At 34.9% G+C, this 12337-nt stretch carries 13 protein-coding genes and 3 tRNA genes; 11 read left to right on the top strand and 5 right to left on the bottom strand.

Features of this window, described 5'->3' with window-relative positions:
* Nucleotides 1-27 precede the first annotated feature (27 nt).
* A complete protein-coding gene (locus tag ODU50_RS02500; RefSeq protein ID WP_014638871.1) occupies nucleotides 28-675 on the bottom strand; it encodes a hypothetical protein in 648 nt (215 codons plus the stop codon).
* Nucleotides 676-869: 194 nt separating this feature from the next.
* Between ODU50_RS02500 and ODU50_RS02495 the strand changes: the two genes are divergently transcribed.
* From ODU50_RS02495 to ODU50_RS02470, 6 genes are all read left to right on the top strand, one after another.
* Complete coding sequence (locus tag ODU50_RS02495; protein ID WP_238598120.1) at nucleotides 870-1226, top strand: hypothetical protein; 357 nt, start codon at nucleotides 870-872, stop codon at nucleotides 1224-1226.
* 54 nt (nucleotides 1227-1280) lie between these two features.
* The gene (locus tag ODU50_RS02490; RefSeq protein WP_105152897.1) at nucleotides 1281-1751 is read left to right on the top strand and encodes an RNA-binding protein; all 471 of its coding nucleotides are present in this window, start codon (nucleotides 1281-1283) and stop codon (nucleotides 1749-1751) included.
* A 3-nt stretch (nucleotides 1752-1754) separates the two neighbouring features.
* Nucleotides 1755-2474: a type IV secretory system conjugative DNA transfer family protein gene (locus ODU50_RS02485; protein ID WP_014638874.1), complete on the top strand. Its 720-nt coding sequence runs from the start codon at nucleotides 1755-1757 to the stop codon at nucleotides 2472-2474.
* Nucleotides 2475-2670: 196 nt separating this feature from the next.
* On the top strand, nucleotides 2671-3915 hold the full coding sequence (locus ODU50_RS02480; protein ID WP_105152898.1) for a replication initiation factor domain-containing protein: 1245 nt from the start codon (nucleotides 2671-2673) through the stop codon (nucleotides 3913-3915).
* A gap of 62 nt (nucleotides 3916-3977) precedes the next feature.
* Nucleotides 3978-4316: a DUF771 domain-containing protein gene (locus ODU50_RS02475; protein ID WP_105152899.1), complete on the top strand. Its 339-nt coding sequence runs from the start codon at nucleotides 3978-3980 to the stop codon at nucleotides 4314-4316.
* 59 nt (nucleotides 4317-4375) lie between these two features.
* Nucleotides 4376-5497 (top strand): site-specific integrase, encoded by a 1122-nt coding sequence (locus tag ODU50_RS02470; RefSeq protein WP_099778684.1) that lies wholly within the window; start codon nucleotides 4376-4378, stop codon nucleotides 5495-5497.
* Nucleotides 5498-5669: 172 nt separating this feature from the next.
* Here ODU50_RS02470 and ODU50_RS02465 read toward each other — a convergent pair.
* Nucleotides 5670-5742: transfer RNA gene (locus ODU50_RS02465), tRNA-Asn, on the bottom strand.
* Nucleotides 5743-5747: 5 nt separating this feature from the next.
* Nucleotides 5748-5819, bottom strand: a tRNA-Glu gene (locus ODU50_RS02460).
* Nucleotides 5820-5931: 112 nt separating this feature from the next.
* On the opposite strand from ODU50_RS02460, the gene ODU50_RS02455 reads away from it, so the two are divergent.
* Nucleotides 5932-6005: transfer RNA gene (locus tag ODU50_RS02455), tRNA-Arg, on the top strand.
* Here the strand turns inward: ODU50_RS02455 and ODU50_RS02450 are convergent.
* Both ODU50_RS02450 and rlmH read right to left on the bottom strand, forming a co-directional pair.
* The gene (locus tag ODU50_RS02450; protein WP_029173853.1) at nucleotides 6003-6686 is read right to left on the bottom strand and encodes a YoaK family protein; all 684 of its coding nucleotides are present in this window, start codon (nucleotides 6684-6686) and stop codon (nucleotides 6003-6005) included. The two genes, ODU50_RS02455 and ODU50_RS02450, sit on opposite strands and share 3 nt — an antisense overlap.
* Before the next feature lie 24 nt (nucleotides 6687-6710).
* Nucleotides 6711-7190: a 23S rRNA (pseudouridine(1915)-N(3))-methyltransferase RlmH gene (gene rlmH / locus ODU50_RS02445; RefSeq protein ID WP_004194528.1), complete on the bottom strand. Its 480-nt coding sequence runs from the start codon at nucleotides 7188-7190 to the stop codon at nucleotides 6711-6713.
* 173 nt (nucleotides 7191-7363) lie between these two features.
* Here rlmH and ODU50_RS02440 point away from each other — a divergent pair, with 173 nt between their 5' ends.
* The 4 genes from ODU50_RS02440 to dnaN all read left to right on the top strand — a co-directional run bounded on the left by ODU50_RS02440 (nucleotide 7364) and on the right by dnaN (nucleotide 12251).
* The gene (locus tag ODU50_RS02440; RefSeq protein ID WP_014736606.1) at nucleotides 7364-8560 is read left to right on the top strand and encodes a S1C family serine protease; all 1197 of its coding nucleotides are present in this window, start codon (nucleotides 7364-7366) and stop codon (nucleotides 8558-8560) included.
* Between the two features lie 60 nt (nucleotides 8561-8620).
* On the top strand, nucleotides 8621-9385 hold the full coding sequence (locus tag ODU50_RS02435) for a ParB/RepB/Spo0J family partition protein (RefSeq protein WP_105152900.1): 765 nt from the start codon (nucleotides 8621-8623) through the stop codon (nucleotides 9383-9385).
* A 202-nt stretch (nucleotides 9386-9587) separates the two neighbouring features.
* A complete protein-coding gene (gene dnaA / locus ODU50_RS02430; RefSeq protein WP_105152901.1) occupies nucleotides 9588-10961 on the top strand; it encodes a chromosomal replication initiator protein DnaA in 1374 nt (457 codons plus the stop codon).
* A gap of 153 nt (nucleotides 10962-11114) precedes the next feature.
* On the top strand, nucleotides 11115-12251 hold the full coding sequence (gene dnaN / locus ODU50_RS02425) for a DNA polymerase III subunit beta (RefSeq protein WP_004194538.1): 1137 nt from the start codon (nucleotides 11115-11117) through the stop codon (nucleotides 12249-12251).
* Nucleotides 12252-12337: the final 86 nt, after the last annotated feature.

Raw genomic sequence — 12337 nt, 5'->3', positions numbered from 1 at the left:
GAAAAATGACTTGGCTTTTTGCATACTCTAATCTATGTAATTATCAAATCCATTTCGTGTTTGAACAGATTTGATAAACTGTTCAACATTCTCCCAGTCCTCAAACTCCTCAACTATCTTAAACATTTCCAATCGTTCAGCTAGTTGGCAAAATACTGTAACATTCTCCTCTGATTCAAAAATCTTTTCAATTAAAGGGAGATAATCAAGCACATTCGTTAATAGTTGCTCATTTTGCAATAACATAGGTAGAGCATAATGACGATTACTTGATTTCTTCATCTTCTCCAATATCTTAGGGAATTCTTTGTTTTCAATACGATATTCAATAATATCTGAAACCTTTTTCATTATTTCTGCATCATTATTTTGAATGCCTTGGTATATGTTTTCACCAAGTTCGTTAAAGAGTTCATTGTCAAAAATAGCATTATATGCCTTATCACTGATAATTGTTTTATCAGTAGAAGGATTTCCCTGATAGATTTTCTCAAGCGTTTTGGCCCTTACCGCTTTGTCAATCATATCAACTACATATTCTAATATAGCTCTATAACCTTTTTCCTCAGAGGAGAATTCTTCATATTCTTTAAATTCTTCTAAATCTTTCACAAAATTCAACGTAACACAAGCCAACAGTAATTTTTCTTTTTGTTCAACAATATCTATAGACATAAATAGCACCTCACATATTTTTTCATTAGCTTAGCATAACCGATGAACAAATTCAAGTGCACTTTATTCCGTTAGTGAAAGCGGAAAAAGCCTATTACATCAGTACCTATACGTTAGGGCGACATACGATTTTTTGTGTGTTAATATGAAAATGTGAGATAGCTATCACACACTAATACATACCTTCAATAAATTTGAAAAGCCGTGAATTTATTGGTGCATTCAATAAAATGGTTGGAAAGATAGGTTTTCTTATGGAAACTAAACAAACAATACTTCAAGGAATTTTCCTTGGAGCAAATAGAATAAAAAATTACGAGACTGGACAAGAAACTGGTCAAACCCAATTTAGTGTCGGTGTGCGAACTGCAGACGGTCGATTCAATCAAACAAATATCAAAGCGGATACGGTTAATGTCTCTGACTTTGCTTCTTTGTTTGATGAGAAGGTAGAAATCATTCTCGAAAATGTTTCTATTAATGCTTATATAAGTGGGAATCGCGCTGCACTTTCGGTCAAAGCTAAGTCTGCTTTTATTGAAGTGATTTAATGGACTAGGAGGCATGTCCTCCTGCTCCTTTTATTTAGTAAGAAAGGAACTTTTATGACAACTATATCTTGGTTATTTTTATTATTTGCTGGAATTCTCTATTTTATAGTCAGATTCCATGAGATTCAAGAGAATAAAAAGCAAAACGCAATACTGCGATTAGAATTGCCTCTCATCACTTCTGATATCGAACAAGTGATAGAAAAGACAGCAAACACATCAAAGAGTAAGCTACTTTTTGATAGTCGCTACATCAGGTATCTATATAGCTCTCCAAGTCAGGATAGCCATATTATAAGCTTTCCTATTATGCTTGATGGAAAAGTGGATACTGATACAGAAGGCTACTTGACGCAAGTCTTTTTAACACATTTTAATCAGTTTTTAAATAACACACAATCTTATGTGTACTGGTCAGATAAGGGTGAACGGTTGCAATTTACCTACCAATTTGGGGAGTTGCTACGGTATAACAACCAGTATTATTTGAACCTTCAAATTTCCTTCTCATACCAGGGAGTTTAAGAAATGAAATGCTTTCTTGATAAAAATCTCTTTGATTACGGAAATTATTTCTTCTGGGATATACCAGTTGAGCGTGTACCACACGCTCTTTTAGTAGGTTCCAGCGGTTCTGGTAAGACTTATGCGACAAAAATTTTTTTAGCACGTTTTGCACACACCTACCCTAGAGCCACGTTTCTGATTGGCGACTATAAGGCTGATTCTGACTTTGCTTTTTTAGATGGATGTAAAGGATTTAAGCGTTTTAATGATGTCGCAGAACTCCTTACTTTAGCATTATCAATTCTTGAAAACCGTCAAAAGGGGCTTGATAAGTCCAGAGAATTTGTAGTAGTCTGCTTTGATGAATTTACTGCATGGCAAAATAGCCTTGATAAGAAGGAGCGTGACCAAGCTATAAAAGACTTTACACGTCTTATTCAATTATCACGGTCATTTTCTATATTTGTAGTCGTTTCCCAGCAGGACGCTCATAAGTCAACACTTGGCTTATCACGTGATTCCATAGGTACAGTGATTGCACTAGGTAAATTGTCTAAAGAAACGGTCTCAATGCTCTTCTCTGATGAAAAAGAGAACATCATAAGAAATAACTCCCGAGGGGTAGGATATATGAAAATCAATGGAAAAGAGAGTCGTCACATCATAGTACCTAGTTATAACATGCGACCGCTAGAAAATTTGATTCTGGAAGCTGTGCAGCGTTCAGACCGTTATTTTTAATTTGATGAGGCTGTTGCCCCGTAGCCTTCAGGCGAAGGATTGGCTTACAGCCTCTTAACGGGGATTCTGTAAAGACCCCCGTCCCATAGTAATTACCCCTTATCACTAGATATAGTCCACTTTTACCATGTAGTTAACTAAAACAAAATTTACCGCCTAGTTAACTTTTCGTACTTGGGCGGAGAGAGGATAATTTATGACATACGAAATTGAAGTAATTCTTAATAATAACAATGAACGAAAAACAGTTATTATGACAAGCGTTGACGAAATAACATTTGTTATCAAACCCACAGAAGATACAGTCGGTGATTATCCAGATAATTGGCATCAAATTGCTTCAACGCTATCTGAGATAATAGCTAATAAACTATCTCTGCCTATTCTTTTTGGAAATTATATTCCATTAAAAACACCTCCAGCAGGCTATACAGATGGATTCACCTTTCAAGACTTGCCTTACTATTTTGCAATTGCTTGGCATCAGACCAACTTTACAATGGGTATTATATTAAAGTTCAGTGCATCTGCATTGTCGCAATATAAATCTAGTTATCAAGACTTAAACGGTAAATCAATTGACGTCCACAACATGGCGCAATTACTGGACGAGGATTACTATGAATTACGTCTTTCACGTATTGACTTTGCCGTTGACTATTTTAACTATAAGTTAACTGTCAATGACCTCTACCAAGGATTGAAAACAAAGCAATACATCATTACCAATAACAAGGGACGTAAAAATATATCAAAAATTAGTGCTCAAGAGGTAAATGGATATGCTCAAACTGTTTATATTGGTAGCAAGAAAAAGAATATTAACGCTTTACTTCGTATCTATAATAAGTACCAGGAGCAATTAGATAATCAAGGACGGTATATGCACCTCACAAAATTCTGTGATTCTTGGATTCGTATGGAGGCTTCCTATAAAGGAACTTATAGTAATCAAATTCTAGCTCTGCTACTAACATTAGAAAGCTCTGAAGACTTGAGCAAGCTAATTGTCAATAAAATACTTGATAAGTATTGCTTCTACGAATCAACTAATGGAGAAGCTCTTGATGTAACAAGTGATTTAATGAAAAGTATGGGAGACTTTCCAGCACTAGAATCATTATCTTCAAGGAATAATGACCTGATGGCAACAATATTATATTTAATGAAAGGTAGTGGCTTCTATCCACTTCTATGGAAAATAGAAACAATATGGGGAACAGAAGCACGTAACCACTTCATCATCAGGCTAGTTCAAGAATACGATGCCAACTATGTACCAAATCCAGATGTTGGAATATGGTTATCTAAGTTTGGTGACAAACTCTCTAATCTTAATTTTAAAGATTTACTTGAAGATGCTTTTCAAATTTTTTATCAAAAAAACAACATCAACCCTAAAAATTCCGCCAAGAACAATAAGAATGATGTTGCCGATTAACTGAGATAAGACTAGGCTTATCCCTAGTCTATTATCTCATAATTTAGAAGGGAGATAAAGTCATGGAAATAAATAAATTTACTATTGACTTAGCAAATATCACTATTAAGCTTCCTGATTCGAAGATTATTGTAGATAAAGATGAATATGAAAGACTGAAGAAAAGTGCTGTAGAAGGGCAGTATATGACTATGAATGATGTCCTTGAAATGCTTTCAGTATCTCGTCCATGGTTTCTTGAAAATGTCCTATATAAATCGGAAATTCGTTCGAAGATTGATATTGACCAAAATCCAAATGGTTTTGTGAAATACCCACAGAACCAAGGTGGGCGTTATTATTTTCTAGCTAGCAGGACACGAGAATACTTTGAACAAAATTTTATAGAAATTTTCAGGTAAATATGCTATGATAACCAAGACAAATCCTTGGTTATCTGCTTTTAGAAAGAGGTAATCTTATGGCATCCTATAGACAAAGAGGTAAGAAAAAATTATGGGACTATAGAATCTTTGATGATAAAGGAAAAGTAATAGCTTCAAATTCTGGATTTAGAACTAAAAAAGAAGCTGAACTTGAAGCAATTGAGATTGAGCTTAGACTTCTAAAAGGGGCTAACATTGATAGACAAATTAGTTTACATGAACTTTGGAAAAAATGGTATGAGCTACATATCGTTCCTTTAAATAAAAAACAGGCAACACTCAACAAACACATAAAACGTGGCAAACTAATTGAAGAGTTTTTCGGAAATATGCCTTTAGTAAATATAAAGGCTAGTCGCTATCAACTCTTTATCAATCAATTTGCCAAAACTAATGGTCGTGATAATGTTGCTCGTTTAAATTCTGAAGTTAGAAAAGTGTTGGAATTTGCTAAGCAAGACCGACTTGATTTCCATGACTTTACAATAGGTGTAAAGATAACTGGATTAGAGCCAGCAAAATCAAAAGAAGATAAGTATATTCATAGTAAAGCAGATTATAAAAAATTAGTTAACTATCTTTACAACAATGTAAATTATATTGACAATTTAGTTTACTACCTGCTTTACATACAATTAAAAACTGGTATGAGATTTGGAGAGGTACTAGGCTTAACTTGGGATTGCATACTTTGGAAAAGCAAAGAGATTGTAACTTATAGGCGATACGATTCAGCGAAAAATGAGTTTACAGACCCTAAAACAAAAACATCTGTACGAAATATTCCTATTGATGATACTGTAATAGAGGTGCTTGATAAATTGTTAAAAGAGCAAGATACAATTGATTTCGATAATCCAAATAATCTTCTATTTGTTAATCCAATTTATGGTGTACCTTCAAATAAAACTGTCAATACTTGTCTAAGTGAACTACTTCATCAATTAAATATAACTCCAAAAGTCCTAACAGCTACTGGTATTCGTCATACCTATATCAGTATTTTACTGGCTGAAGGAATCGATATTTGGACACTTTCGAAAATCGTAGGTCACAAAGATACAAAGCAAATTATAGAAACTTACTCTCATCTTATTAAGGAAAAAGAGGAAGAAGAAACTGAAAAAATTAGAAAAATCATGTCAGCAAACACTTGACCATTTTTTGACCAAATTTTCCTATTGTATGATTATTCATGTCGCTTTTTCACAATTTTTTCATTCTTTTCCAATATGCAGTAAAAGCTGAGATAGTTCTAAATTCATTGACCAACTTTTGACCAAAACAAGAAAAAACCTTGATTTCTCAAGGTTTCCTAGTCTTTATTTACTCCGCCAACAGGGCTCGAACCTGTGACATCATGATTAACAGTCATGCGCTCTACCAACTGAGCTATGGCGGAAGAAATAGTCCGTACGGGATTCGAACCCGTGTTACCGCCGTGAAAAGGCGGTGTCTTAACCCCTTGACCAACGGACCATTTTTAGAACAATAACTAGTATAATACATGTGACTTTGTTTGTCAATACATTTTTTTGATTTTTTATTGTATTGACAGAGTGCTTTGTTTAATGTAAAATAAAATGGTTAAGGTTCCATAGCTCAGCTGGATAGAGCATTCGCCTTCTAAGCGAACGGTCGCAGGTTCGAATCCTGCTGGAATCATTTAGACCTACCTCGTGTAGGTCTTTTTTCTTGCCATAATTCATAATTAATATATAAAACTGGCAAAATTAGACCAATAAGGGCATATTCTTCAAATTGGAAGGATAGGTGAGTAGATATAATGACACCTAGCATAAACCCTATAATGGTCAATAAGATGTTTCTACCTGTTTTTCTAAGTTCTGAATCTTTTTCAATAACTCCTTTAAACCAGAGATAAGCAGCATTTTTGACATTCCCTGTCATCATCACATTGGCATACGGAGCACCTCGTAACCTTCTAAATGTTTCTACTTGAATAGAGGCTACGAAGGCTAGACTAGCAATTGTAAAAGACGCAGGCATAATAGGTGAGAGAATGATAGTTAGTAAAATAAGAACTAACATCATTACACTGCTACCAAAGTGCCAAGACCATGTTTGTTTTTCAAAATACCTTCTTGCTAAGTAGGTAAAAAATTGTCCGAATACAAAAAATAAAATGGGAATGGAAAAATTAACTACCTGCGCAAAGTTACCTTTAGCTAAAAAATAAGCTAGGGAAATAACATTTCCAGATTGTACACCAGCAAAGCGACCACCCTGAGTCACAAAAGTAAAGGCATTTAAATAACCACTGATAAACGTTAATGAACAAGCAATTCTCAATCCCTCAAAAACACGATAATCTTTTTGATTCATTTTCACTCCTTGTTTCACGTGAAACTACTTATGATATGGGCTTCCCTGCTGAATCATAAATGCACGATAAATCTGCTCGATGAGAACTAATTTCATTAGTTGATGGGGAAGTGTCAACTGTCCAAAACTCATCAACAAATTAGCTCTTTTTTTAATACAAGAATCGAGACCCAAACTACCACCGATGATAAAAGTTATATCTGAATACCCATTTACTGCAATATCAGATAGCTTTTGACTAAATTCTTCCGATGGAAATTGTTTGCCTTCTATCGCTAAGGCAATGACAAAATCTCGCTCTCCAATTTTAGACATAATTCTATCGGCTTCTTTTTTTAATATTTGTTCATTCTCTGCCTGACTGGCTTTATCTGGTGTTTTTTCATCAGGAAGCTCAATCATATCCAACTTAGTAAATCGTCCCAATCGTTTACTATATTCTGCAATACCTTCTTTGAGGTACTTTTCTTTCAATTTTCCAACGGTAATCAATTTTATTTTCATAAAATAATTGTAACATATCCACAAGCATACGACAGAAAATATTTTTAGAAAATCAGGATATGGCTACAGTTTTTCACATAATTCACAGAGTTATCCACAGGTTGTGGATTGATTTTTGAAAACTTTAAGTTATAATTAAGAAAGAAATAGTACTCTTAAGGAAAATTAAAGAAATGGAAAGGATTCCTTATATGAAAAAATATTTGAAATTTGCGATTTTATTTGTAATTGGATTTTTTGGGGGTCTTATCGGGGCCTTATCAGCCTCTTTCTTCCAGCCACAGGTTCAACAAGCAAATTCTGCTATCACTAGTGTCAGCAATGTTCAATATAATAATGAAACTTCCACCACAAAAGCTGTAGAGAAAGTACAAAATGCTGTTGTGTCTGTTATTAATTACCAAAAGTCAGCTAACAATAGTCTTGGTGCTATCTTTGGAAATATTGAATCATCTGACGAACTAGCCGTTGCTGGGGAGGGATCTGGTGTTATCTACAAAAAAGATGGTCAATATGCCTATATTGTGACAAATACGCATGTTATTAATAACGCAGAAAAAATTGATATCCTTTTAGCATCTGGAGAAAAAATTAGCGGTGAACTTGTTGGTTCCGATACATATTCTGATATAGCTGTTATAAAAATATCAGCAGATAAAGTCACTGCTGTTGCTGAATTTGCTGATTCCGATACAATTAAAGTTGGAGAAACTGCTATCGCAATTGGTAGTCCTCTAGGTAGCGTCTACGCCAATACAGTTACCCAGGGTATTATTTCTAGCTTAAGTCGGACAGTTACTTCACAATCAAAAGATGGACAAACAATCTCAACCAACGCTATTCAAACTGATACAGCTATCAACCCTGGAAACTCTGGCGGACCGTTAATCAATACCCAAGGACAAGTGATAGGCATTACCTCTAGCAAAATTACCTCAAGTTCTGCAAATAGCTCAGGCGTGGCTGTAGAAGGGTTGGGATTTGCTATTCCTGCAAATGATGCCGTAGCTATTATCAATCAGCTTGAAAAAACTGGACAAGTTAGCCGACCTGCTCTTGGAGTTCATATGGTTAACTTGACGACCTTGTCAACTAGTCAATTAGAAAAAGCTGGATTATCAAATACGGAATTAACATCCGGTGTCGTAATTGTCTCTACACAAAGTGGACTACCTGCAGATGGAAAATTAGAAACTTTTGATGTTATTACTGAGATTGACGGAGAAGCTATTCAAAATAAGAGTGACCTCCAGAGCGCTCTCTACAAACATCAAATTGGAGATACAATCACTGTAACTTATTACCGCAATAATCAGAAACAAACTGTTGACATTAAGTTGACACATTCTACAGAAGAACTTAGCGAATAATTGACAAATGAGACTTTACACAATTGTAAAGTCTCATTTTTTTTGCTAGAATAAGGATATATGGAAGAATTACGTACAATAAATATTTCAGAAATCCATCCCAATCCCTATCAGCCAAGAATTCATTTTGATGAAAAGGAGCTACTTGAGCTCGCTCAATCTATTAAGGAAAATGGCTTAATTCAACCGATTATTGTAAGAAAATCTTCTATTATCGGATACGAATTATTAGCTGGAGAAAGAAGGTTGCGAGCCAGTCAATTAGCTGGACTGACTACAATACCAGCAGTGGTAAAAGAACTGACTGATGATGATTTACTCTATCAGGCTATCATAGAGAATCTGCAGCGTTCTAACTTAAATCCGATAGAAGAAGCAGCCTCTTATCAAAAATTGATTAGTAGAGGGTTAACACATGATGAAGTTGCTCAAATCATGGGAAAATCAAGACCATATATCAGTAATTTATTGCGCCTACTAAATCTATCATCTCAGACTAAACAAGCTGTAGAAGAAGGAAAAATTTCACAAGGGCACGCGCGACAATTGGTGTCATTTTCAGAAGAAAAGCAAGCCGAATGGGTTCAACTCATTTTATCAAAAGATTTAAGTGTGCGTACGCTTGAAAAATTAATAGCTGCAAATAAGAAAAAACACACTAAGCTTAAACAACGCGACCAATTTTTAAAAGAACAGGAAGATTCACTCAGTAAAACTCTTGGAACAGCTACAAAAATTATCAAGAAGAAAAACGGAAGCGGAGAAATTCGAATTAGCTTTAATGACCTCGATGAATTCGAAAGAATTATCAACAATTTTAAATAGACTTGTTTACAATTTATTTTTATAAACACTCTTTTCCACACTAAAATCATTACAAAAAGTCAGGACCAGCAAAGGTTCTGACTTTTATTCACATCTTGTGGAAAACTTTTCTTAATAGTGTGGATTTTTAAAATTATCTGTGGAAAACTTTTGTTTTTTATGGTACACTATTCTAACGAATATAATGTGAAAGGGGGAAAATATGAACCAAGAACAACTTTTTTGGCAACGATTTATTGAATTAGCAAAAGTAAATTTTAAGCCATCTATTTATGATTTTTATGTCGCTGATGCAAAATTACTTGGAATCAACCAGCAAGTTGCCAATATTTTCTTAAATCGTCCATTTAAAAAAGATTTTTGGGAAAAAAACTTCGAAGAGTTAATGATTGCCGCTAGTTTTGAAATCTACGGAGAACCTCTTGCCATCCAATATCAATTTACAGAAGATGAACAGGAAATTAAGAACATTACAAACGCAAGAAGTTCAGTGTTTCACCAGGTACAGACACCTGGGCCGGCTACTCCTCAGGAAACTTTTAAACCGGTTCATTCTGACATAAAATCCCAGTACACCTTTGCTAATTTTGTACAAGGAGACAATAATCACTGGGCAAAGGCTGCAGCTTTAGCTGTATCTGATAACCTAGGTGAGCTCTACAATCCATTATTCATTTTTGGTGGTCCTGGTCTTGGAAAAACTCATATTTTAAATGCGATTGGAAATAAGGTTCTAGCCGATAATCCCCAGGCAAGGATAAAATATGTCTCATCGGAAACATTCATCAATGAATTTTTAGAACACCTCCGTCTCAATGATATGGAAAGTTTCAAAAAAACCTATCGCAATCTGGACTTACTTTTAATTGATGACATTCAGTCTCTCCGTAATAAAGCAACAACACAGGAAGAATTTTTCCATACTTTTAATGCGCTTCATGAAAAAAATAAGCAGATTGTACTCACAAGCGACCGTAATCCCGATCACTTAGACAATTTGGAAGAAAGACTAGTAACACGTTTCAAATGGGGGTTAACCAGTGAAATCACTCCACCTGATTTTGAAACACGTATCGCAATTTTACGTAACAAGTGCGAGAACCTGCCTTATAACTTTACAAATGAGACGCTATCCTATCTAGCTGGGCAATTTGATTCGAACGTACGTGACCTTGAAGGTGCCTTAAAAGATATCCATTTGATAGCCACTATGCGGCAACTGTCTGAGATAAGTGTCGAGGTTGCTGCTGAGGCTATTCGATCAAGAAAACAAACAAATCCACAAAACATGGTTATTCCTATTGAGAAAATCCAAACCGAAGTGGGAAATTTCTACGGTGTCAGCTTGAAAGAATTAAAAGGTTCTAAGCGTGTTCAACATATCGTTCACGCGCGACAAGTTGCTATGTTTTTATCACGTGAAATGACAGACAATTCCCTTCCAAAAATTGGGAAAGAATTTGGTAATCGAGACCATACAACCGTTATGCATGCATACAATAAAATAAAAACTCTCCTCTTGGATGATGAGAATTTAGAAATAGAGATTACCAGTATAAAAAATAAACTTCGTTAACCTGTGTATAACTTTTAAAAAAACTTCTGTTTTTTCCACAAGTTGTGAACAAGTTAATTTCCGCAGTTTTATTGGTCTTTCATCACTTTTCCACAAAATACACAGAGACTACTATTACTATTAACCTTATAGATAATAAATAAAGGAGAATCCATGATTCAATTTTCTATTAATAAAAATATATTTCTACAAGCACTTAGTATTACTAAACGGGCAATCAGTACAAAAAATGCTATTCCAATTCTTTCAACAGTAAAAATTACAGTAACTAGTGAAGGAATCACTTTAACTGGTTCAAATGGACAAATCTCGATTGAACATTTTATTTCTATTCAAGATGAAAATGCAGGACTTTTGATCAGTTCTCCAGGCTCCATTCTCTTAGAAGCTGGTTTCTTTATTAATGTCGTATCCAGCATGCCGGATTTAGTCCTTGACTTCAATGAAATTGAACAAAAGCAAATCGTTTTGACAAGTGGTAAGTCTGAAATCACATTAAAGGGAAAAGAAGCAGAACAGTATCCTCGTTTACAGGAAGTTCCAACTTCAAAACCATTGGTGTTAGAAACCAAAGTATTAAAACAAACAATTAATGAAACAGCATTTGCAGCTTCTACACAAGAAAGTCGTCCTATTCTTACGGGTGTTCATTTTGTTTTAACAGAAAATAAAAATCTAAAAACTGTTGCAACAGATTCACACCGTATGAGCCAACGGAAATTGGTCCTTGATACCTCTGGTGATGATTTTAATGTTGTCATTCCAAGTCGTTCTCTCCGTGAATTTACTGCAGTTTTTACAGATGATATTGAAACAGTAGAAGTCTTCTTTTCAAATAATCAAATCCTTTTTAGAAGCGAGCATATTAGCTTCTATACACGCTTATTAGAAGGTACCTACCCTGATACAGACCGCTTAATTCCAACTGAGTTTAAAACAACTGCAATTTTTGATACTGCAAATCTTCGTCACTCGATGGAGCGTGCTCGTCTTCTTTCAAATGCAACCCAAAATGGTACAGTAAAACTAGAAATTGCTAATAATGTTGTATCGGCTCATGTAAATTCTCCAGAAGTTGGACGTGTGAATGAGGAATTAGATACTGTAGAAGTATCAGGTGAAGACTTAGTAATCAGCTTTAACCCAACTTACTTGATAGAAGCATTGAAAGCCACAACTAGTGAACAAGTGAAAATTAGCTTTATCTCTTCTGTCCGTCCATTTACACTGATTCCAAATAATGAAGGGGAAGATTTTATTCAATTGGTTACACCAGTTCGTACCAACTAAATAATATTAAGGAGGCTGGGCAAAAAGACCAACCTCGCTTCTCAGGGTTCGTGTCAACATCTCAGCGCAGTGGTTGATTGGCAGAT

This window comes from Streptococcus sp. 2020WUSS084, assembly GCF_044427445.1.
Taxonomy (GTDB): Bacteria; Bacillota; Bacilli; order Lactobacillales; family Streptococcaceae; genus Streptococcus; species Streptococcus suis.
This window is presented reverse-complemented; position numbering and strand designations above follow the sequence as displayed.